We start from the raw sequence: 23,503 nt of genomic DNA, 5'->3' as shown, positions 1-23,503 counted from the left end.
GACGCCCACCGAGGGCGCACGCGCCGTTACGAGCCGACGACGGCGGTAAAGATGACGATAGTGAGATGAGGGTTGGAACGAGACAATGTTGACCGCCTCAATTCGAATCGGGGGAGCCCCCGTTCGGCGATGGCAGCACGGCCGGATGACGAGCGGCCAGCTCGGCGACCGCAATTTCCAGCAGCACCACGGCCAGTTCGCTGAGATTGACGTTACGCTTATTGGCCTCGATCGCCAGTAACCGATAGGTGGAATCGCTAAGATGGTTGAGCACCAACCGGGCCATTTGGGAGTCCTCGGAAGCCGGTTTTCAACACTGTAACGAGTTATGGACGGGTACTCAGGTTGAAATCACTAGACCTGAGGCATGATCCCTTCTAAGGCGATGATGATCGCCATGGGTGAACGAGACAAGCACATCCTTCGCGTCACGCCGTGCTGGGCGCAGGCCCTGCGTGGTAACCTTGCCGCTCATCGCAGCATCCGGCACGCCGATGTGTCATCGGCACCCCCAGAATCGACGGAGCTTACCGAGATATCATGCAGGACGCGGCTTCCAGCAAGAGTGCCCAGCACACGCCGATGATGGCGCAATACCTCAAGATCAAGCGCGAGCATCCCGACGTGTTGCTCTTCTACCGGATGGGCGATTTCTACGAGCTGTTCTTCGAAGATGCCAAGCGCGCCTCGCAGCTGCTGGATATCACGCTGACCGCACGAGGGCAGTCGGCGGGCAAGCCGATCCCCATGGCAGGCATCCCCTATCACAGCGCCGAGTCCTATCTGGCCCGCCTGGTAAAGTCCGGCCAGTCGGTGGCCATCTGCGAGCAGATCGGCGATCCCGCCACATCCAAGGGCCCGGTGGAACGCCGCGTCGTGCGCATCGTCACGCCGGGCACATTGCTGGACGAAGCCTTGCTGGATGCCAGCCGCGACAACCTTCTCGTATCGCTCCACAGCGCCGGCGAACGCTGGGGTATCGCCTGGCTCGAACTGTCCAGTGGCCGCTTCAATGTGCTGGAGGTCGACACCGAAGCCGACATGCTGGCCGAAGTTCACCGCTTGCAGCCGGCGGAGCTGTTGGCGGCCGAGAGCCTGGATCTGCCGTCGGCGCTCGCCGAGCGATCTGGGCTGCGGCGTCAGAACGACTGGCATTTCGACCTGGAGACGGCCAGTCGGCTGCTGTGCGATCAGTTCGAGGTCGCCGATCTTCGCGGTTTTGGCTGTACGCATCTCGAAACCGCACTGATCGCCGCCGGCGTGCTGATCGACTATGCCCGCGACACCCAGCGCTCCCGCCTGCCCCACGTCGCCGCGCTGGGGGTGGAGAGCCGCGACGAAGCGGTAGTGATCGATGCCGCCAGCCGGCGCAATCTCGAGATCGATATCAATCTCGGCGGCACTGGCGACAACACTCTGGCCAGCGTACTCGACACGACCGTGACGCCGATGGGTTCGCGACTGCTCAAACGCTGGCTCAACCGGCCATTGCGCGATCGCGCCCAGATCGGCTCGCGTCAGGCCGCCGTGCAGCTGTTGCTCGACGACGATCAGTATCTACTGCTTCGCGAGCCGCTCAACGCCGTGGGCGACGTCGAACGTATCCTGGCACGCGTGGCACTGCGCAGCGCCCGTCCCCGGGATCTGGCCCGCCTGCGCGACGCGCTCAACGCACTGCCGACACTGCAGCAGGATCTACAGCGCGTCGAAGGCGAGAGCGCGCTGAACGATCTCGGCCGCCACATTTGCCCCTACCCCGAGCTGGCCGAGACGCTGACCCGGGCGCTGATGGACAATCCGCCAGTCGTGCTCCGCGAGGGCGGTGTCATTTGCGAAGGCTTCGATGCCGAGCTCGACGAGTACCGTGGCCTGGCCGAACACGCAGGCGACTATCTGATTCAGCTCGAGCTGCGCGAGCGGGAGCGCTCGGGCCTGCCCGGCCTCAAGGTCGGCTACAACCGCGTCCATGGCTACTACATCGAAATTCCGCGTGCCCAGGCGCGCGACGTTCCGGCCGATTACATTCGGCGCCAGACGTTGAAAAACGCGGAGCGTTTCATCATTCCCGAACTCAAAGAATTCGAGGATAAGGCGTTATCGGCGAAGTCTCGCGCGCTGGCACGGGAAAAATTGCTGTACGAGAGTCTGATCGACACGCTCAACGCCGAACTCGACGCTCTCCAGGCCACCGGCCGCGCGCTGGCAGCGCTGGACGTCCTTTGCGCCTTCGCCGAGCGTGCCCAACATCTGGAATTCGTGCGCCCGCATCTGCTGGAAACACCCGGATTCAATATCCGCGGCGGCCGTCATCCGGTGGTGGAACACGTCAGCCAGCATCCGTTCGTGCCCAACGACCTGATTCTCGACGATGACCGCCGCATGCTGGTCATCACCGGTCCCAACATGGGCGGCAAGTCGACCTACATGCGCCAGGCGGCGTTGATCGCCCTGCTCGCCCACACCGGAAGTTTTGTGCCCGCCGACAGCGTCGAAATTGGTCCGGTGGATCGCATCTTCACCCGAATCGGTTCCAGCGACGACCTGGCCGGTGGCCGCTCCACGTTCATGGTGGAGATGACAGAGACCGCGAGCATTCTGCACAACGCCACGGCCGAAAGCCTGGTACTGATGGACGAGATCGGCCGCGGCACCAGCACCTTCGACGGCCTCTCGCTGGCCTGGGCAAGTGCCGAGCACCTGGCCGCGCAGCGTGCCTTCACGCTGTTCGCGACCCACTACTTCGAGATGACCGCGCTGGCCGAGCAGCAGGAAACGGTCGCCAACGTCCACCTGACCGCCGCTGAGCATAAGGACGGCATCGTCTTCATGCACCGTGTCGAGGAAGGTCCGGCCAGCCAGAGCTACGGCCTGCAGGTCGCCCAGCTGGCCGGCGTTCCACAAAACGTCATCGCCCGCGCCCGCGATAAGCTGGCAAGCCTCGAGCAGCCCACGACACTGCCACCGGCATCCGACAGCCGCCCCGCGGCCGGCGGGCCACAGCAGGCGGATCTGTTTGCCGCGACGCCGCATCCGGTTCTTGAGGCGCTGGAATCGTTGGACATCGATTCGCTGACGCCGCGGGCGGCGCTGGAGCTTCTCTACGCCTGGCGCGATCAACACTGAGCCTGGCGTAATCATACCGAGGGACGGGAAGCTATAAGGCCATTCCTCGATGTTCACAGCGCCCGCTTGCCCGGCCTGGCGCCGGCCGCCTAGAATATGGCGCCATTCGAATAGTGTCGGCGGCACTGCGCGAGCGGTGAACTCGAAAAAGCCTATCCGCCAAGATCGTGATAGCGAAAGACCGAGACAGGGGCCACGACCGGGCCGTCAATCAGGAGAGAACACCCATGACGTTCGTCGTCACCGAAAACTGCATCAAATGCAAATACACCGACTGCGTCGAAGTCTGCCCGGTGGACTGCTTCTACGAGGGGCCCAACTTCCTCGTCATCCATCCCGACGAGTGCATCGACTGCGCCCTGTGCGAGCCTGAATGCCCTGCGGAAGCGATCTTCTCGGAGGACGAGCTGCCCGAAGGCCAACAGCCGTTCATCGAGCTGAATGCCGAACTCTCCGAAGTGTGGCCGAATATTGCCGAGCAGAAAGATCCGCCGGAAGATGCCAAGGAGTGGGACGGCAAACCCAACAAGATCGAACTGCTGGAACGCTGATCACGGCATCGACCGGATACCAGTCGCAAACGAAGAAGGCCGCTCATCGAGCGGCCTTCTTGTGTTCATGGGTCAATCAAGCCGACATCACTGTCCTTTGATGGCTTTCAAGCCTGGATAGGCGGCCTTGTCACCCAGCTCGTGTTCAATCACCAACAGACGGTTGTACTTGGCGACACGATCGGAACGACACAGCGAGCCGGTCTTGATCTGGCCTGCGGCGGTGCCCACGGCAAGGTCGGCGATGGTGGTATCTTCGGTTTCACCACTGCGATGGGAGATGACCGCAGTGAATCCGGCATCCTGCGCCATTTTGATCGCATCCAGAGTCTCTGAGAGCGAGCCGATCTGGTTGAACTTGATCAAAATCGAGTTGCCGATCTTCTCGTCGATACCACGCTTCAGGATCCTGGTGTTGGTGACGAATAGATCGTCACCGACCAGTTGGATCTTGTCGCCCAGCTTTTCGGTAAGCGCCTTCCAGCCGTCCCAATCTGACTCGTCCATGCCATCTTCGATCGAGACGATAGGGTACTGATCGCAGAGATCGGCCAGATAGTCGGTAAAGCCGGCAGCGTCATATTGCTTCCCTTCGCCAGACAGATCGTAGGTGCCGTCCTTATAGAACTCACTGGAAGCACAGTCGAGTGCCAACGTGACATCATCGCCCAAGGTGTAACCGGCATCGTCGACCGCCTGCTTGATGACCGCAAGCGCCTCGGCGTTGGAAGCCAGGTTGGGCGCAAAGCCGCCCTCGTCACCCACCGACGTGGATAGGCCCTTAGCCGTCAGCACCTTCTTCAGCGAATGGAAGATCTCGGCGCCCATGCGCAGCGCTTCGCGGAAGTTGGGCGCGCCCACCGGCTGCACCATGAACTCCTGGATATCGACGTTGTTGTCGGCGTGCTCGCCGCCGTTGATGATGTTCATCATCGGCACCGGCATGGTGTACTGGCCCGGCTGGCCGTAGAGCTCGGCAATGTGCGCGTATAGCGGCACGCCTTTCTCGGTCGCCGATGCCTTGGCCGCCGCCAGCGATACCGCAAGAATCGCGTTGGCGCCCAGGCTTGCCTTGTTGTCGGTGCCATCGAGAGCGAGCATGGCGTCGTCGAGCGCACGCTGGTCGCTGGCATCCATGCCCAACAGACGCTCACGGATCTTGCCATTGACGGCGTCGACAGCCTTCAATACCCCTTTGCCCAGGTAGCGTGACTTGTCGCCGTCGCGTAGCTCCAGCGCCTCACGAGAGCCGGTGGAAGCGCCGCTGGGCGCACAGGCGCTGCCCGTGATGCCGCCACTCAGCGTGACCTGTGCCTGAACGGTGGGATTGCCGCGGGAATCGAGCACTTCGAGGGCGCGGATATCAACGATCTCAGCCATGTTACGTCGTCCTGTCGGTTGGAAATTCTGTCAGTTGATCGCTCAGTACGTTAATCGATCACACCATACGTTGAGCGTAAAACGCCCGGTCCATGACCTACGGATGCCGGGCGCGATGATCCTGAAACATGTTAACAGCTTTGGAGCTTAGCCAGAGTGATCCCTCTGGGTCCACCACTCTCGGTTGCGGGGCCCAAAACGGAAGCGGGGGATGAATCGTTTCATCCCCCGCCTGAAATCACTCCTGATGCGCCATGCCATGTTGGCGCTGACGCTGAACCTTATGCTCCAGCGCTGCATTCACGAAGCCGGTGAATAGCGGATGTCCGTCGCGCGGCGTCGAAGTGAACTCGGGATGGAACTGACACGCCACGAACCAGGGGTGGTCCGGCAGTTCGATCATCTCGACCAGCGACTGGTCGCCGCTCTTGCCCGACACGATCAGCCCGGCGGCTTCGAGCTCCTCGACGAACTGGTCGTTGACCTCGAAACGATGACGGTGACGTTCGGTGATGGTGTCCAGACCGTAGACCTGATGGGCCCGAGAGCCCGGCTTGAGCTGACACTCCTGCCCACCGAGGCGCATGGTGCCGCCCAGATCGGAGGCTTCGTCGCGCAGCTCGATCTGCCCTTCGGCATTGATCCACTCGGTAATCAGGCCGACCACCGGATGGCGAGTATCGCGGGTGAACTCGGTGGAGTTGGCATCGCTCCAACCCGCCACGTGGCGCGCGAACTCGATCACCGCCACCTGCATGCCGAGACAGATACCCAGGTAGGGCACATCGTTCTCGCGAGCAAAACGCGCAGCCTGGATCTTGCCTTCCACGCCTCGCTCGCCGAATCCACCGGGGACCAGAATGGCGTCCTTGCCGGCCAAGCGTTCGGTACCGTGGCGTTCGATCAGTTCGGCGTCGATGTACTCGACGTTGACCTTCACGCGGGTCTGGATGCCGGCGTGGATCAGCGCTTCGTTGAGTGACTTGTAGGCGTCGAGCAGCTCCATGTACTTGCCGACCATGGCGATATTGATCGTCTTGAGCGGGTTGAGCTTGGCATCGAGGACATGAATCCACTCGGCGAGATCGGCCTGCGGTGCTTCGAGACGTAGCTTGTCACAGACGATCTCATCGAGGCCCTGCTCATGCAGCATCAGCGGGATACGGTAGATGGTGTCGGCATCCTGCAGCGGAACGACCGCCCGTTCCTCGACGTTAGTGAACAGTGCGATCTTGCGCCGCTCACTCTCCTCGAGTTCCACCTCGCTGCGGCAGATCAGAATATCCGGCTGAATACCGATCGAGCGCAGCTCCTTGACGCTGTGCTGGGTCGGTTTGGTCTTGGTCTCGCCGGCAGTCTTGATGTAGGGCACCAGCGTCAGGTGCATGAACAAGGCGCGATTGGCCCCCACTTCACTGCGCAGCTGACGGATGGACTCCAGGAACGGCAGCGATTCGATATCGCCCACGGTGCCGCCGATTTCCACCAGCGCCACGTCGTAACCTTCCCCCCCCTTGATCACGCGATGCTTGATCTCGTCGGTGATATGCGGAATCACCTGCACCGTGCCGCCGAGATAATCGCCGCGACGCTCTTTGCGCAGCACGTGCTCGTAGACCCGCCCGGTGGTGAAGTTGTTGCTCTGGGTCATCTTGGTACGAATGAAGCGCTCGTAATGCCCCAGATCGAGATCGGTTTCCGCGCCATCCTCGGTGACGAATACCTCGCCATGCTGAAACGGACTCATGGTGCCCGGATCGACGTTGATGTAAGGATCCAGCTTGAGGATGGTGACTTTGAGGCCGCGGGCCTCGAGAATCGCAGCCAGCGAGGCGGATGCAATACCCTTGCCCAGTGAGGACACAACGCCGCCGGTCACGAAGATATATCGCGTCATGGAAAACCTGTCGAATCGTGGTCGTAGCTCGTGAGAAAAGACCCGGGGGAGAAAGTCGGGCCAGGATGGGACGTCAGATTACCAGACTCGGTCGAAAGGCTCAATTTTGGATCGCTCGGTCCAATATCAAGACAGTGACACTAGGGCATCAACGCCGTGATATCAGCACACGAGACCAAAAGCGCGTCAGCTCGCGACAGCGCGCTGCAGCGATTCCAGACGTCGATCCCGGATACCGAGCGCGTGGAGATCGCCCACCGTGTTGTCGAGATATTCGCGGCAAGATCCCAGTACGCCACGGCCCGTACGCAACAGATGCACCACCGTCTCGTCGGGCTGGCGCCCGATGTAGCGATCATGATGCGGATTGATCACGAACGCGATGCCCCAGATCGGGCCGACGTCCGTCTTCAGCTTGATCCAGCGCGGACGATACGCACCGGTCAGCATCTCGCGCCGCCACACCAGGGTCAGTTCACGCTCGAGGTGGTCACCGGGAACGCGGAGCGCGACGCCGTGGCATGATCCGCCCGGCGCCAGTGCCAGCATCAAGCCCGGTGTCTCGGGCGTGCCGCGGCCATGATCGAGTTTGAGGCAGAAGTCGCGATGATAGCCATAAAGCCGGCAGGTATGGCGCTCGGCAACCTCGACACAGGGATTCCAGATCAACGAGCCATAGGCGAAGAGATAGACGCCATCGCCATCCCGCACACCGGCCGGCGCCGTATTCAGAATATGATGGATCGAGCTGCGCAGTTCCTGGTGGCTCTTCAAGGCCACTTCGGGGTACACGTGTTCGAAGTGGCGGCGAATCAGGTCCTGCTCCAGCACCTCGCGTGTCATGGCGATCGACTTCTGCGAAGAAGTCTTTTCGTCGGCGCTGATATCGCTGGACTGCGGCTCACTCATTGGGGGCTCTATCTCGGGGACGCGATCGGTATGATTCGTGAATGACGGACGACTGCACCGGCCTGACCGATACCGTCACCCCAGACTAACGTCCAATCGGCATAAAACGAAGCGCTAGTTGGCATCTGCAGGAACCTTGAACCTCAATACAAGTCGCGCTGTCTGCGACCCGCGCCATGACGCAGGACGAGATGCAACAAGATCGCACCGAAGGTCGCGGTCCCGATACCGTCGAGGGTAAAACCGCCTATATCGATCGTGAAGTTGCCTGCCCCCAGTACCAGCGTCACCGCCACGACGATCAGATTGGCGTTGTCACCCAGATCGACCTGATTCTGGATCCAGATACGAGCGCCGGCCACGGCGATCAGACCGAACACCACGATCGAGGCACCGGCAAGCACCGGGCCGGGTATCGTCTGGATCAGCGCGCCAAAACGGGGAGAAAACCCGAGCAGGATGGCGAAGCCGGCCGCGGCGACGAAGATCAGCGTCGAATAGACTCGCGTGACTGCCATTACGCCGATATTTTCGGCATAGGTCGTCACCCCGGTGCCGCCGGCGGCACCGGAAACCATCGTCGCCAGGCCGTCACCCAGGAAGGCCCGACCGATGTAGGGGTCGAGATCGCGGCCGGTCATCGCGCCCACCGCCTTGATATGGCCCAGATTTTCCGCCACCAGAATCACCGCGACCGGCGCGATCAGCACCATCGCATGCGGGCTGAACTCGGGGGCCGTGAACGCCGGCATTCCGAACCAGGCAGCGTTGGCGATCACCGAAAAGTCGATCGGCGTCCCCCACCTCAAGCCATTGGTGACCAACGCATAGATCACGTAAGCCGCGATCAATCCGACCAGAATCAGTAGCCGCTGCAGCATGCCGCGAGTCAGCACAGCCGCCAGGCCTATGCAGAGAATGGTCACCAGCGCCATCGCGGCGTCGAAATTGGAGCCGGCCACGCTGGACACCGCCACCGGGGCCAGATTGAGACCGATGGTCATGACGATGGCACCGGTCACGACCGGCGGCAGCAGGAACTCGATCCAACGCGTTCCCGACGCCATGACGATCAAACCGATGATGGCGTAGATCGCACCGCAGGCGATGATACCGCCCAGCGCCAGCCCGATCGACGGATTACCACCGCTCCCGCCGTACCCCGTGGCCGCAATCACCACGCCAATGAAGGCAAAACTCGACCCCAGATAACTGGGAACCCGGCCGCCGACGACCAGGAAGAACAGCAGCGTGCCGATCCCCGACATCAGAATGGCCAGATTGGGATCGAACCCCATCAACAACGGCGCAAGCACGGTGGAACCGAACATCGCGACGGCGTGCTGAACGCCCATCATCAATGTTTGTGCTGGCGGCAGCGATTGGTCAGGGGCGACCAGACCACCTTGACTGGCATCGACGCGCTGCCAGCGGGGAAACCAGGATGACATGGCTACATTCTCCACAATGAGGTGGCCCGACAGGAGGGCACAGGCAAACGGCGCTGCCGGTGTTTCGGCGCGCATTCTATCGTCACCGCGAGTCGCTGTCCGATCGGGAAATCGGCCAATAAAAAAGCGCCAACGGCAACGTTGACGCTTTTTTCGCTATCTCATGGCCATCGACCCGATGGCTGCAATCATTGCCGGGATCGTGAGACCAGAACACGGCAACGGAGATGCCGGCATCGCCAGGACGCCTCAGCCGCGTTCCGGCAGGCGCGAGGTAAGGATATTCGAGCGACGTTCAATTTCTTCGAGCATGCCGGCACACTCGTCCGACATCCCGCTGTCATGCAGCTTAGCCAGTGAGAACAGCGCCTTCAGCTGACCACTGATCATGATGGCCTGATCACCACCGTCCTGATCCAGCACATGATCTTCCAGCACGCGCAGCTGGGTATTAGCGTGGTCGAGAATGTTGCGTTCAAGCCTGATCATGGTTTGACCTTCCGAAGATTGCGGTTCGTTTCGAGCGCGCCACTCTAAAGGCTACCTCTCCTTTATACTACCGCTGAGAGACTATTGTCCCCCATCGAAGACGGCAGCGCGCGCTGACCGACGGGCACCAACGCTGCCGACAGCCCCCGTCGTCGGTCGATTTCTACCGTCGAGAGGCCAACGCACTATCGGCCCCTGAACTCAGATCCTGAACTCAAACCTTGAGATAATCGAGGATGCCTTCCGCTGCCTGACGCCCCTCGTAGACTGCAGTCACGACCAGGTCGGAACCACGCACCATGTCGCCACCGGCGAACACCTTCTCATTGCTGGTCTGATAGGTGAAGCGCTCAATCTGTGCCGGAATCTCCGGCGCCAGCACGCGGCCACGCTCGTCGATATCGATCTGGTGGGTATCGAACCATTCGATCTCGCTGGGCTGAAAACCGAAGGCAATGACCACTGCATCGCAGGCCAGTACTTCTTCGGAACCCGGCACCACTTCCGCGCTGCGACGGCCCTTCTCGTCCGGTTCTCCCATGCGGGTACGCACCAGCTTGACGCCTTCGACCTTGTCCTCGCCAACGATCGCGACCGGCTGACGGTTGAACAGGAATTCGACTCCCTCCTCGCGAGCGTTGGTCACCTCGCGCTTGGAACCGGGCATGTTCGCCTCATCGCGACGATAGGCGCAGGTTACGCTCGTCGCTCCCTGGCGGATCGAGGTGCGGTTGCAGTCCATCGCGGTATCGCCGCCGCCCAACACCACTACGCGCTTGCCGGCCATCGAGACATAGTCGGACGACTCCTGCTCGAAACCGAGGTGGTGGTTGGCGTTGGCGATCAGGAAATCGAGCGCCTTGTAGACACCGTCCGTCTCCTCGCCGGGAAAACCACCGACCATGTATTTATAGGTACCCATGCCGAGAAACACCGCATCGAACTCATCAAAGAGCTGTTCGAAGGTGATATCGCGACCAATCTCGGTGTTGAGTCGGAACTCGATTCCCATTTCCTCGAACACCGCGCGACGCCGCTCCATCACGTGCTTTTCGAGCTTGAACTCGGGAATCCCGAACGTCAGAAGGCCACCAATCTCCGGATAACGATCGAACACCACCGGCGTGACGCCATTGCGGACCAGCACATCGGCACAGCCCAGCCCGGCGGGCCCGGCACCGATCACCGCCACGCGCTTGTCGGTCATGACGACATTGGACATGTCGGGACGCCAGCCCATGGCGAAGGCGGTATCGGTGATGTACTTCTCCACCGAGCCGATCGTCACGGCACCGAAGCCATCGTTCAAGGTGCAATCGCCTTCGCACAGGCGATCCTGCGGACAGACGCGACCGCACACTTCCGGCAGCGAATTGGTTCGATGCGACATCTCCGCCGCTTCGAGAATATTGCCTTCGCTGACCAGCTTCAGCCAGTTGGGAATGTAGTTGTGAACCGGACATTTCCACTCGCAATACGGATTGCCGCAATGCAGACAGCGGTGGGCCTGACTGGCCGCCTCGCTGGGCTTGTACGGTTCGTAGATTTCCGCGAATTCCTTCGCACGGCTACGCGCATCCTTTTTCTGCGGATCGCGTCGCCCCACGTCGATGAACTGAAAGTCGTTACTCAAACGGTTTGCCATGTCTTCTCTCCTCACTGGGCCGACGACGCTCGCTGACTCTGACTGCCACTACGCTTGCTCAAGCTGCCGTCATGCCTCATTCAGGCTGTCGCGTGGACTGAGCCAGCAGGCCGTGGAGACTTGCCGCTTTAGGTTTCACCAGCCAGAAGTGGCGGATGAAATCGGAGAAATCCTCGAGAATCGCATGCCCGCGTGGCGAATCGGTCTCCTCCACGTATTCGGTGATCACTTCGCGCAGGTGGCGACGATAGGCTTCCATCGATTCGGTGTTGATCCGATGAATCTCCACCAGCTCGTGGTTATAGCGATCCACGAAGCCACGATCCTCATCGAGCACGTAGGCGAAGCCGCCGGTCATACCCGCCCCGAAATTGATACCGGTCTTGCCGAGCACGCAGACCAGGCCTCCGGTCATGTATTCGCAGCAGTGATCGCCAGCACCCTCGATCACCGCATGGGTGCCGGAATTGCGCACGCCGAAGCGCTCGCCGGCCATTCCCGCAGCGAACAGCTTGCCGTCGGTGGCGCCGTAAAGGCAGGTGTTGCCGATGATCGCCGTCTCGTGACTCTTGAAGCGGCTGGCCTTGGGCGGAACGATCACCACCTTGCCGCCGTTCATCCCCTTGCCGACATAGTCGTTGGCATCGCCTTCCAGATACAGGTTCAGCCCGCGTGCGTTCCACACCCCGAAACTCTGGCCCGCGACACCGGCGAAGCGCGCCGTGATCGGCGCATCTTCCAGTCCCGCCTCGCCGTACCGCTTGGCGATCTCGCCGGATACCCGCGCCGCCACCGAGCGGTCGCAGTTGGTGATCTTGAATGAGAACTCACCGCCGGACTTCGATTCGATCGCCGGTAGCAGTGCGTCGAACACCTCCTGGTTTTTGGCGCCAGGATCATGTGGCACGTTGCGACTGACCTGACAGAACTGCGGCGCATCCTTGGGCACGAAGTCGTTGAGCAGCAGCGGACTCAGGTCGAGCTTGCGCTGCGCCGGCGTTTCGCCTTCGAGCGCTTCGAGCAGATCGGTACGCCCGATCAGATCGGTCAACTGACGTACGCCCAGCAGCGCCATCAGTTCTCGTACTTCTTCGGCAATGAACCGGAAGTAGTGCTTGACCATGTCGACCGTGCCGCGGAAGTGTTCGTCGCGCAGCTCCTGGTGCTGGGTGGCGACGCCGGTGGCGCAGTTGTTGAGGTGGCAGATCTTCAGATACTTGCAACCCAGCGCCACCATCGGCGCCGTGCCGAAGCCGAAGCTTTCGGCGCCCAGAATGGCCGCCTTGACCACGTCGAGACCGGTCTTGAGACCGCCGTCGGTCTGCAGCCGAATCTTGTCGCGCAGACCGTTGATGCGCAGAGCTTGATGGACCTCCGGCAGACCCAGCTCCCACGGGCTACCAGCATGCCGGATCGAGGTGATCGGACTCGCTGCGGTGCCGCCGTCGTAACCGGAGACGGTGATCAGATCCGCATAGGCCTTGGCCACCCCGGTGGCAATCGTGCCGATGCCGGGCTCCGAGACCAGCTTGACCGATACCTGAGCGCTCGGATTGACCTGTTTGAGATCGAAGATCAGCTGCGCCAGATCCTCGATCGAATAGATGTCATGGTGCGGCGGCGGCGAGATCAGGGTCACGCCCGGCACGGCATAGCGCAGCCGTGCGATCATCTCGTTGACCTTGCCGCCCGGCAGCTGCCCCCCTTCGCCGGGCTTGGCGCCCTGGGCAACCTTGATCTGCAATACTTCGGCGTTGACCAGATAAGCCGGCGTCACCCCGAAGCGTCCGGAAGCAATCTGCTTGATCTTCGACGAGCGGATAGTGCCGTAGCGGGCCGGATCTTCGCCGCCCTCGCCCGAGTTGGAGCGTCCGCCGGTTTCGTTCATCGCCTGCGCCAGCGCCTCGTGCGCCTCCGGCGACAGCGCGCCCAGCGACATCCCGGCGCTATCGAAGCGCAGCAGCAGGTCCTCGACTGGTTCGATCTCATCCAGCGGCAGCGGTTCGGCGGCCGGCTTGAGCGTCAAAAGGTCGCGAATTGTCGCCACCGGGCGTTCGTTGACCAGCCGGGCGAACGCCTTCCACTTGGCGTAGTCGCCTTGCTGAACCGCCTGCTGCAGCGTCATCACCACGTCGGGGTTATAGGCGTGATACTCGTGGCCGTGAACGAACTTGACCAGCCCGCCCTGGCGGATGCCCTTGCGCGGAATCCAGGCATCGCGTGCCGCCAGCTCCTGCTGCATCTGCAGTTCGCTGAAGCCGGTGCCCTCGATGCGCGACATCATGCCGTCGAAGCACATCTGCATCACTTCGGAACCCAGGCCGACCGCTTCGAACAGCTGCGAACCGCGATAGGAGGAAATCTGCGAGATGCCCATCTTCGACAGAATCTTGTAGAGCCCCTTCTGCATGCCCTTACGATAGTTCTCGCGCGCATCCGCCGGGTTGCCGACCAACTCGCCGGTGCGGTGCATGTCCGCCATCACCTGATAGGCGAGATACGGATAGACCGCGGTGGCGCCGACGCCGAAGAACACCGCCATCTGATGCGCATCGCGAGCGTAGCCGGTCTCGACCACGATGTTGACACGGGGACGCAGCGCCAACCTGGCCAGATGATGGTGTACCGCGCCGGTGGCCAGCAGCGCCTGGATCGGCTGCTTGCCCTTCTCGAGCTCGGCGTCCGACAGCACCAGAATGACCTTATCGTCCTTCGCTGCCTGCTCGGCCTGCTGGCACAGCAACATCAGCGCCTGACGCAACGACGTCGTTTCCGGATCGTACTGCAGTGGCAGGGTGAGCGAGGCGAACGCGGGGTCTTCCTGGGTCACCAGCGCAGTGAACTTGCGTGGTGACAGTACCGGCGTGGTCAGAATCAAACGATGGGCGTGCTCGGGTGTTGCCTCGAACACGTTGAGCTCGGCACCGCAGCAGGTCTCCAGGGACATCACGATCGCTTCGCGCAGCGGGTCGATCGGCGGGTTGGTGACCTGAGCGAATTTCTGTCGGAAGAAATCGGTAAGCAGACGATTCTGGCGGGACAGCACCGCCATTGGGGTGTCATCGCCCATCGAGCCGACCGCCTCCTGGCCGCTTTCGGCCAGCGGCCTGAGCAGCTGATCACGCTCCTCGAACGTCACCGAGAACATCTTCTGATAGACGTTGAGCTCGTCGGCCTCCATCGGCTGGAAGCGCGCCAGCTCGGTCAACGCGGACTCGAGATAGTGGGCGTGCTCCTTGAGCCAGCGGCGATAGGGGTAGGCAGACTTGAGCCGCTGATCGATATCGTCGGTATGCAGCACCTCGCCGGTCTGGGTATCGACAGCGAGAATCTGCCCCGGCCCGACGCGGCCCTTGGCGACGACGGACTCCGGCTGGTAGTTCCATACTCCGATCTCGGAGGAGAGCGTGATGTAGCCGTTATCGGTAATCACCCAGCGCGCCGGACGCAGCCCGTTTCGATCGAGCATGCAGACGGCATGGCGGCCGTCGGTCATCACGATGCCGGCCGGGCCATCCCATGCCTCCATATGCATGGAGTTGTACTCATAGAAGGCGCGCAGATCGCCATCCATGGTCTCGACGTTCTGCCACGCCGGCGGCACCATCATGCGCACCGCGTTGTAGAGATCCATACCGCCGGTCAGCAGTACCTCGAGCATGTTGTCCATGCTCGAGGAGTCGGAGCCGACCGTGTTGACGATTTCGTCCAGGCCGTCGATATCCGGCAACAGCTCGTTGACGAAATTGGCCTTGCGCGCGTTGGCCCAGCTGCGGTTGGCCTCGATGGTATTGATCTCGCCGTTGTGAGCCATGAAGCGAAACGGCTGCGCCAGCGGCCAGCGCGGCGCCGTGTTGGTCGAGAAACGCTGGTGGAAGACGCAGACGGCGGTCTCGAGACGTTCGTCCCCCAGATCCTGATAGAAGGTGGGGAGATCCGCGGGCATCATCAGGCCCTTGTAGGAAACCACCTTGGACGAGAGCGAACAGACGTAGAACTCTTGTTCCTGGCTGAGCTTCTGCTCGGCAAGACGACGGGCCATGAACAGCTCGACGTTGAAGGCGGAATCGGACTGAGACGTATCCCCTTCGATGAACACCTGACGAATGCGCGGCAGGCATTCCAGCGCCATTGGACCGCAGACACTCGGATCCGTGGGGACATCGCGCCAACCCTTGACGCTCAAACCTCGCTCGGCCAGCTCGCTTTCCAGAATCTCGCGCGCGCGCTGCTCGCGGGTGTCGTCATCGGGGAAGAACACCATGCCGACCGCGAAGCGATCTCCCAACGAGATCCCCAGCAGATCCTGGGCCAGCTCTCGCATGAAGCCCGCCGGCATCTTCAGCAGGAGGCCGCAGCCGTCGCCGGTCTTGCCATCCGCTGCGATACCGCCGCGGTGGGTCATGCATGTCAGGGACTCGATCGCCGTCTTGAGCAGATCATGACTGGCCTGCCCTTCCATATGAGCAATCAGGCCGAACCCGCAGTTGTCGCGGAATTCGCCAGGCTGGTGAAGACCTCTCATCATGGGCGTGCCTCACAAAGCAGTGTCAGAATACAGGGTCTTGTATTCGGTCTAGTAAAAAGACATAATTAAAGGTTTTTTTATTCTTATAACCGCATCTATAGCTGAACAATCGGGTTATTTTCCGTCTAAAGGCACCGAAATCTTGCCGCTGGCGGTCGCCAAAAGGCCGGACAGAATAGCCAGTTACCTGCTTCAGCGCAATTCGACGCACCGCCGCACAATCCGCAAACGCATTAGAAATCTGGGACTTAGCTTTAACCGCATAAAAATACGCTGCTGGCACAAAGGCTTAGACCCGCAGGTAGACGAAAGTCTTATTCTCTGACGCCATGGCTCGATCACTGCGAGATCGATGCGCGAAGACCATACCGATACGGCATGGAGCATACCAATTATAAGGATAACGCTCCACAAAACGAAGCCTACACCAGATCGTCGCCATCGGATGCCGCTGGGAAAACGGCCAGCCGGAAAATTAGAATCGGAAAAGAGCCACTGAATCTCGACAATGGCCAGACAAAGCGCGCCATTGGAGACATGATAGAGCAAGAAACTGCATCAACTGACACCGCCAGAGGAAGTCGTCAGCGATAGCGGCCGACCTAGGGTGAACAAGGACGAAACCCCAGGAAAGGGAGGTGAGGCTCTGACCAGGAATCAGGCTCGGGGAAAATCCGTCAGCAGCCGCTCGAGCCGTTCTGGACCGGTATCATCTCGAATGCACGCCCGCCCAAGCGCTTCGAGCAGGATCAAACGCAAGCGACTGTCGACATTCTTCTTGTCGAGTCGCATTCGAGAGAGGAAATCCTCGGCTTGCATGTTGACGGGCGCCGTCACCGGCAGATCCGCCGCACCTAGAATCGCAGCGACACGCTCGACATCGGCCTCGCTCAGCCAGCCGCGTTCGGCAGATAGCCGAGTGGCCATCATCATGCCCGCCCCAACCGCTTCGCCGTGCAGCCAGTTGCCGTAACCCTGGTGCGCTTCGATGGCATGCCCGAACGTGTGGCCCAGATTGAGCAGCGCTCGCACGCCTTGCTCTGTCTCGTCCTCGGCCACCACCTCGGCCTTGATCTCGCAGCTGCGTCGGATCGCGTGGCGTATGGCCGCTTCTTCCAGCGCTCGCAGCGCCGCCAGGTTGCTCTCCAGCCATTCGAGAAAGGAAGCATCCCAAATCAAGCCGTACTTGATCACTTCCGCCAGCCCGGCGGAAAGCTCTCGCGGCGGCAACGTCGTCAGCGTATCGGTATCGACCAGCACCGCCCGAGGTTGCCAGAAAGCGCCGATCATGTTCTTGCCGCGCGGATGATTGACTCCGGTCTTGCCGCCGACGGAGGAGTCCACCTGCGCCAGCAGCGTGGTGGGGATCTGGATGAAAGCGACGCCGCGCTGGTAACTCGCTGCCGCATAGCCCGTCATGTCGCCGATGACCCCGCCGCCGAGCGCGATCAGCGTGCAGCGACGATTGAACCCGGCGGCCAGCAGCGCATCCCAGATCTTCTCGACCGAGGCCAGTGTCTTGGTCGCCTCGCCGTCGGGCAGGACCACCTCCCGAATCTCCAGATCGGCACCAGCCAGCGTTTCTCTGAGCGCATCGAGATAGCGCGGGGCGATCAACTCATTGGTGACGATCATGACCTGGCGCCCGGCCAGATAAGGCAGCAGATGATTGCGGCTCGTCAGCAGGCCCGCTCCGACATGGATCGGATAGCTACGTTCGCCCAGCGATACGTTCAGCGATTCCACGGGAAGCGACGAGACTGACGACATGAGACGTTACCTTCGATATGAGAAGAACATTACCGGTGATGAGAGAGAGAAACTGGCTCGCTGAGCGGCTCCGCCAGGCGCGAAACCCGACGCAGGATATCTCCCACTACGCTTCTGGGGCCCCGTCGATCGGTGCGCACGACGATGTCGGCGGTGGCGCGATAGAGCGGATCGCGAATCGCGAACAGATCCCGCAACACCTGCTCGGGGTTGGTGGTCTGCAGCAGTGGGCGATTGCGATCCCGCGAGGTGCGCCGGATCTGCTGGTCGACGGTGGTGGCCAGGTAGATCACCGTCCCCCGCTCGCGCAGCAGCTGACGATTGACCTCGCGCATGATCGCGCCACCACCGGTGGCCATGACGATCTCGCTACGCTGACTGATTTCGTCGATCATCGCGGTCTCGCGATCGCGAAAGCCCTGCTCGCCCTCGACATCGAAAATCCATGGGATATTCGCCCCGCAGCGACCCTCTATCTGATGATCGCTATCCAGGAATTCGCGCTGCAACTCGGCCGCCAGGAGGCGGCCGATTGTACTCTTGCCAGCCCCCATGGGGCCGACGAGAAAAAGATTGGGAAGCGACCGCATCAGCGAATGGCCAGTCCGTCCTCGATGATCTTGGGCGTGATGAATACCAGCAATTCTACCTTCTCGTTGCTTTCCTGGGTATAGCGGAAAAGATTGCCGAGCACAGGAATGTCGCCGAGGAACGGCGTCTTGAACAGCGTTCGCAGCTGCTCGGAGGTCAGAATCCCGCCCAGCACCACGGTTTCGCCGTTATTCACCAGCACCTGCGTCTGGATCTCGTTGGTATCGATAGCCGGGGCACCGTCGTAACGCGTATCGGAAATATCGTCGTTGTTGACGCGCAGGTCCATGATGATGCGGTCGTCCGGGGTAATCTGCGGCGTCACCTCCAGTGACAACACCGCCTCTTTGAACTCAGTGGTGGTCGCCCCGCTGGAGGAAGCTTCCTGGTAGGGCACTTCCTGCCCCTGCTTGATCACCGCGGTGCGCTGATTGGCGGTAATCACCTTGGGCTGTGAGATCGTCTGGCTCTTGCCTTCGCTCTCCAGTGCCCGCAGCTCCAGATCGATCAAAATATCCCCGGAGAGATAACCGAAACTGAATGCGCTGGCCGGATTGGTGGCGTTGCCCAGGTCGACCGCCAGCCCGCCACCATAGGAAGCAGGATCGTCCGACGTGGTCGGCACCGTCGACGCATTGCCATCGGCAGCCCCACCGAGATCGAAGTGGCGCCCGCCATTGCCTGACAACCCCCAGTTCACACCGAGCTCGCGGGTCGCACTGTCGCGGGCAATCACGATTCGCGCTTCGATCTGGACTTGGCGGACGGGCACGTCGAGGTGATCGATGGTCCGACGGATGGCATCGAGCTGGTCGCGGGTGTCCTGCAGAATCAGCGTATTGGTTCGGGGATCGACGGTGACACGACCCCGCGCCGACATCATGCCAGCGCCCTCGCCTCCTTGCAGCAACGCCGCGAGCGTGTCGGCCTTGGCGTAGCGAATCTGCAGAAACTCCGTGGCCAGCGGAGCCAACTGCTGCGACTGCTCCCGGGTTTCCAGCGTCTGGCGCTGCAGACTGGCCAATTCTCCGGTCGGCGCCACCATCATCACGTTACCTTCCCGTCGCGACGAAAGACCGTGATTGCGCAGTACCAGATCGAGCGCCTGATCCCAGGGCACATCAGTCAGGTTGAGTGTCACGTTGCCCTGCACACCGTCACTGGCAACCACGTTGAGCCCGGACTCCTCGGCAATGATCGACAGCACGTCGCGCACCGGAATGTCCTGGAAGTCGAGCGTGATGCGATGGCCGCTATAACCGGGTCGCTGCTCCGTCTCGGGACGCTCGATACTTCCCGCTGGCGCCAACTCGACGGTGAAACGGCGTCCATTCTGGGTCACCAATGGCTCCACCGCTTCGGACGCCGTGATATCGAAGGTGACGCCATTCGCCCCGCGGCGAGGCACGATGCGCTGCACGGCGGTACCGAAATCGCCGACGTCCAATGTCTGATACTGATCATCGGGCAGCGAGACACCGGGCAGCGTGATCGATACCTGACGCCCCTGAGCGGACACCTCGGCCGCCACCCCGGCGCGATTGAGTGCCAGCTGCAACTGCCCACCACCATTCGTTCCACGGCTAAAATCGATCGATGTCACCGCGGGTTCGTCGGAGACCGCCGGCGAGGCAACATCGTTCGCCATGCTGCCCGGACGCGCCTGCTCAGTAGCGCCGGCGGTGATATCGGCATCATCGCCCAGATGAACGACGACCTTGTCGTCGAGCTGCTCGAGCCGGTAGTCGGTTGGCGATGTCAGATCGAACACCAGTCGAGTGCGCGACCCCGCTGCCAGCACCCGCACGGAATTGACGCCACCACTGCCGACGGCAAAATTCGACTGCGACAGGCTGTTCTGAGCCTGCAGCAGATCCAGCGCCAATCGCGGCGGGGAGTCCGTACGATAACCACGAATTTCCGGCAACCCGCCGACGAAATTCAGACCGATATCCAGGCGGCCAGCGCCGCGGTCGGTAAACGTCATCGCTGTCAGCGTCGGCGTCGTCAGCGCCGGTGCGGCCCAGGCGGAAAGCGCCAGCCCCCACAACGTCAGTAGTGCCACGCACGCGGCAAAACGCCCTCGAGAAGTCATCATGTTCCCCTGCTACTGTTGCCGCCGGCTGGAACCGTCGGATTCTTGTTTTGCCATTTCCAGGTGCTGGCGACGTTCGGTCCACCCCCCCGCGGGATCGCGCACAGTCTCGACCAGAGCCAGCCCCCGAGGCTCGACGCTGACGATCCGGCCATAATCGCGTCCCAGATAATCTCCCTGGAAGAGCCGATGAACCCGGCCATCCGGCGCGGCAACCAGACCCGAGAGGGTCTTGCCTACCGCAAGCGTGCCGACCAGGCTCAGGCTGTCGAGCTCGAAGGCCTCCAGCGGCTGGCGGGGGCGGTCGGCATCCGGCAGCGGTGCTGTCTCCACGAGCTTGGGTTCTTCGGCATGCTCGGCGACGAATGGACTCCGCCGACTTGCCTGGTCGTAGCTCGCGCTGCGGTACCTAGGCACTTCCGGCAGCGAGGCAATCTGTCCTTGCGGCTTGTGCCGCAGCGTATCCAGATGGGCCTGCAGCGACGTCAAATCGGCCCCCTCGCAACCGACCAGGCCGCCCAAGATGAGCACTCCGACCACCAGGCCGGCAAGATGCCTACGATTCGACCTCATGATTTTCCGTCTCTCTTTTTGGGATCGACATTCGAATCGGTGTCTTCTCGATAGCGATAGGTCTTGGCCAGCATCGCCAGGCGCAGATGATCATCCACCGGCGTCAAGGTGAAGTCGTGAAGCGTGACGATGCGAGGCATCGCGGCAACGCGCGCCAAAAACGATGCGATCTGATGGAAATCACCGCGCACCTGGATATCGAAGGGCTGCTCGATGTAGAAATCCTGTTCCACGGCCGGACGTAACGTGATGCTGTCGATATCGAGCTGCTGCTCCCGTGCGGCGTCGCTGATGGCGTCCAGCAGCGCCGGCACTTCGGCGTCGCTCGGCAGCATCTCGAGCGCGCTCTGCATACGCGCCTGGAGCTCTCCCATCTGAGCCTTCATCGCTGGCAGGTTGACGGCCTGATAAGAGAGCGTCTCGTAACGCTGCAACGCTTGCTGCTCCTCTACTGCGAGACGCCGATGGGTTTCACGCGGCGTGGACGCCAGCAGCCATTGCGCTACCCAGATCGATACGAGTAGCAGCAGTAGTGCAATCAACGCCTGCAGACTGACCGGCCAGGTACCCGCTTCCTTGACGTCGAGTTCACGCCATTGCAGTTCGCGCAGCTGGCGCCACTGCTCCCTGGCAGCGCTGCGAACCTTGGTCAGGCTCAGCCGGTTGAGGGCCGGGCGAGAAAGGGTGAAGCGCGTCATGAACCGACCTCCGGCTTCGCAGGCTCGAGCGGATGTTCGTCGACACTCATGTGGAATCGCTTGGCGGCCATGCGCCCTTCGGCGGACTGCACGTCGGAGAGCAGCGGGACATCGAACGAGGCACTGTTGTCCAGCGCTCGCATCTGATCGGAAACCTGGCGATTCGAGGCCGCGACGCCACTCAGCTCTAGCCGGTTACCCTTGCGATCCAGCTCGGTGTAGTGAATGCCATCGACCAGCGTGGCCGTAAGCTGGTCGAGAACGCGGATGGTCAATGGGCGGCTCGACTGCAACTCGCCGATCACGTCGATCTGCTTCAACATTCGCTCCCGTAGCTCGCGATAATTCCGCATCGCCTGGATATCGCGGGTGAGCGACTCGGTGTCGCGCTGGATCATTGCCAAGCGCGCCTGCCCAGCCCGCACCTGAGACTTCTCGTACTCGGCGATGCCCCATCCAACCAGCAACCCGACCAGCAGCGTCACCAGCAGGCCCTGCTTGAATCGCCGGGTACAGCGAAAACGCCGCTGCTCTCGCCAGGGCAGAAGATTGATCTCGATCGTCATGGCAGCGCCCGCATGGCAAGCCCACAGGCCGTCAGCATCGCCGGCGCGTCCGCGGCCAGAGCGCCAACGTCCAGCCGAGGATCGATACGCATGTAGGTAAAAGGATTGGCCAGCGTGGCTTCCAGGCCACTCTGGGCACGCAGCCGCTCGGCAAAACCCGGCAATGCGCTCGATCCACCGGCCAGGATCAGCCGCCGAACCTGCTGCTGCCCCGCCGAGGTGTAGTAGAGCTGCAGCGAGCGCCCGATATGCTGAATCAGGGTATCGATGAACGGCAACAGCACCGCCTGACGATAGTCGTCGGGCAACCCGCCGCGCCGCTTGGCTCGCCCGGCTTCGTCGAAACTCATGCCGTAGTGTCGGCTGATGGCATCGGTAAGCTGTCGCCCACCACACAGCGTGTCGCGGCTGTAGACGATCCGCCCACCCTTGAGCATGTGGAATGCGCACAAATTGGCACCAATATCGATCAGTGCCGTACTGCTCTCCTCCCCCTCTTCTTCCTCGTCCTGAGGGGCCTGCAACGCCCGACAGACCCGCTCCAGCGCAAAGCCCTCGACGTCCACGGCGACCACTTCGAGGCCCACGGCATCCAGCGTCGAGGTCAGCGTATCGATATCCTGCAGACGGCAGGCGACCAGCATGACCTCCTGTTGATCGTCGTAACGGGGGTGACGTCCCAGACGCTGGAAGTCGAAAGCGACTTCATTGAGCGGAAACGGAATATGCTTGTCGGACTCCATCTGAATCCGCGCTTCGATATCATCGTCACTGAGCGATGCCGGAAACGATAAGACCCGGGTGATGGCCGCCGAATTGGGCAACGCCACCACCGCACGCCGAGAGCGCAGCTGCGCGTGCTCCACCGCCCGTTGCAACGCATCGACGATTTCACTCTTGTCGCGAATCCGCCGTTCGACGACGGCGCCTTCGCGTAGCGGCCGCACCGCGTAGCTGTCGATTCTCAAGCCGCCGGCGTGACGTCCCAACTCCAGCAGCTTGACGGTGGCGGACGTAATGTCCACTCCCACCAATCCTTGAGAGGATCTTTTCAAGCGCAACACTGTCTCACCTCGCCGGAACCCGAAAATCCTAACTGAAGTTAACGGCGGCGACACGGCCAACTTGAGACATTTTGTTACACTTAATTCTTCTTGCTTGCAGGAAGTGACGAGGACGAAACTGGCCCCGGCTCTGCCGCATCCATATAATGCCCCGATGCTGAGTCATGCCCGAA

General features: G+C 61.6%; 17 protein-coding genes. 2 read left to right on the top strand and 15 right to left on the bottom strand.

The features are described 5' to 3' along the window. Nucleotides 1–97: 97 nt before the first annotated feature. A complete protein-coding gene (locus DOM27_RS14830) occupies nucleotides 98–286 on the bottom strand; it encodes a hypothetical protein (protein WP_110657061.1) in 189 nt (62 codons plus the stop codon). 254 nt (nucleotides 287–540) lie between these two features. On the opposite strand from DOM27_RS14830, the gene mutS reads away from it, so the two are divergent. Next, complete coding sequence (gene mutS / locus DOM27_RS14825) at nucleotides 541–3,123, top strand: DNA mismatch repair protein MutS (protein WP_110657059.1); 2,583 nt, start codon at nucleotides 541–543, stop codon at nucleotides 3,121–3,123. Nucleotides 3,124–3,350: 227 nt separating this feature from the next. Next, on the top strand, nucleotides 3,351–3,674 hold the full coding sequence (gene fdxA, locus DOM27_RS14820) for a ferredoxin FdxA (protein WP_110657057.1): 324 nt from the start codon (nucleotides 3,351–3,353) through the stop codon (nucleotides 3,672–3,674). A gap of 87 nt (nucleotides 3,675–3,761) precedes the next feature. Here fdxA and eno read toward each other — a convergent pair whose 3' ends face one another. The 14 genes from eno to pilM form a co-directional block, all read right to left on the bottom strand. Then, nucleotides 3,762–5,054 carry a phosphopyruvate hydratase gene (gene eno, locus DOM27_RS14815; protein WP_110657055.1) on the bottom strand — a complete coding sequence of 431 codons (1,293 nt, stop codon included), beginning with the start codon at nucleotides 5,052–5,054 and terminating at the stop codon, nucleotides 3,762–3,764. Between the two features lie 238 nt (nucleotides 5,055–5,292). Next, the gene (locus tag DOM27_RS14810) at nucleotides 5,293–6,951 is read right to left on the bottom strand and encodes a CTP synthase (RefSeq protein WP_110657053.1); all 1,659 of its coding nucleotides are present in this window, start codon (nucleotides 6,949–6,951) and stop codon (nucleotides 5,293–5,295) included. Between the two features lie 186 nt (nucleotides 6,952–7,137). Then, nucleotides 7,138–7,860, bottom strand: a complete 723-nt coding sequence (locus DOM27_RS14805; protein WP_110657051.1) for a gamma-glutamylcyclotransferase — start codon at nucleotides 7,858–7,860, stop codon at nucleotides 7,138–7,140. A 143-nt stretch (nucleotides 7,861–8,003) separates the two neighbouring features. Further along, complete coding sequence (locus DOM27_RS14800) at nucleotides 8,004–9,311, bottom strand: solute carrier family 23 protein (RefSeq protein WP_110657049.1); 1,308 nt, start codon at nucleotides 9,309–9,311, stop codon at nucleotides 8,004–8,006. A gap of 249 nt (nucleotides 9,312–9,560) precedes the next feature. Then, complete coding sequence (locus DOM27_RS14795; protein WP_110657047.1) at nucleotides 9,561–9,800, bottom strand: hypothetical protein; 240 nt, start codon at nucleotides 9,798–9,800, stop codon at nucleotides 9,561–9,563. A 214-nt stretch (nucleotides 9,801–10,014) separates the two neighbouring features. Then, nucleotides 10,015–11,445 (bottom strand): glutamate synthase subunit beta, encoded by a 1,431-nt coding sequence (locus tag DOM27_RS14790; RefSeq protein WP_110657045.1) that lies wholly within the window; start codon nucleotides 11,443–11,445, stop codon nucleotides 10,015–10,017. 76 nt (nucleotides 11,446–11,521) lie between these two features. Then, a complete protein-coding gene (gene gltB / locus DOM27_RS14785; protein ID WP_110657043.1) occupies nucleotides 11,522–15,973 on the bottom strand; it encodes a glutamate synthase large subunit in 4,452 nt (1,483 codons plus the stop codon). Between the two features lie 657 nt (nucleotides 15,974–16,630). Continuing rightward, entirely contained in the window at nucleotides 16,631–17,743 is a 1,113-nt protein-coding gene (gene aroB, locus DOM27_RS14780; protein WP_110657041.1) for a 3-dehydroquinate synthase, read from the bottom strand. Nucleotides 17,744–17,772: 29 nt separating this feature from the next. Continuing rightward, a complete protein-coding gene (aroK, locus tag DOM27_RS14775) occupies nucleotides 17,773–18,333 on the bottom strand; it encodes a shikimate kinase AroK (RefSeq protein WP_110657038.1) in 561 nt (186 codons plus the stop codon). After that, the gene (locus tag DOM27_RS14770; protein ID WP_245392742.1) at nucleotides 18,333–20,432 is read right to left on the bottom strand and encodes a type IV pilus secretin PilQ; all 2,100 of its coding nucleotides are present in this window, start codon (nucleotides 20,430–20,432) and stop codon (nucleotides 18,333–18,335) included. The genes aroK and DOM27_RS14770 overlap by 1 nt, the downstream gene beginning before the upstream one ends. Before the next feature lie 9 nt (nucleotides 20,433–20,441). Next, nucleotides 20,442–21,002 (bottom strand): pilus assembly protein PilP, encoded by a 561-nt coding sequence (locus tag DOM27_RS14765; protein WP_110657034.1) that lies wholly within the window; start codon nucleotides 21,000–21,002, stop codon nucleotides 20,442–20,444. After that, a complete protein-coding gene (locus tag DOM27_RS14760) occupies nucleotides 20,999–21,700 on the bottom strand; it encodes a type IV pilus inner membrane component PilO (RefSeq protein WP_110657032.1) in 702 nt (233 codons plus the stop codon). The genes DOM27_RS14765 and DOM27_RS14760 overlap by 4 nt, the downstream gene beginning before the upstream one ends. Then, nucleotides 21,697–22,266 (bottom strand): PilN domain-containing protein, encoded by a 570-nt coding sequence (locus tag DOM27_RS14755; RefSeq protein WP_110657030.1) that lies wholly within the window; start codon nucleotides 22,264–22,266, stop codon nucleotides 21,697–21,699. The genes DOM27_RS14760 and DOM27_RS14755 overlap by 4 nt, the downstream gene beginning before the upstream one ends. Further along, a complete protein-coding gene (gene pilM, locus DOM27_RS14750) occupies nucleotides 22,263–23,327 on the bottom strand; it encodes a type IV pilus assembly protein PilM (protein ID WP_110657834.1) in 1,065 nt (354 codons plus the stop codon). Before pilM ends, DOM27_RS14755 begins: the two co-directional genes overlap by 4 nt. Between the last annotated feature and the right edge of the window lie 176 nt (nucleotides 23,328–23,503).

This window comes from Salinicola halimionae (genome assembly GCF_003206065.1).
In the GTDB taxonomy this organism is placed as follows: domain Bacteria; phylum Pseudomonadota; class Gammaproteobacteria; order Pseudomonadales; family Halomonadaceae; genus Salinicola; species Salinicola halimionae.
The sequence above is the reverse complement of the archived record's forward strand: the minus strand, read 5'-3'. Positions and strand labels throughout refer to the sequence as shown.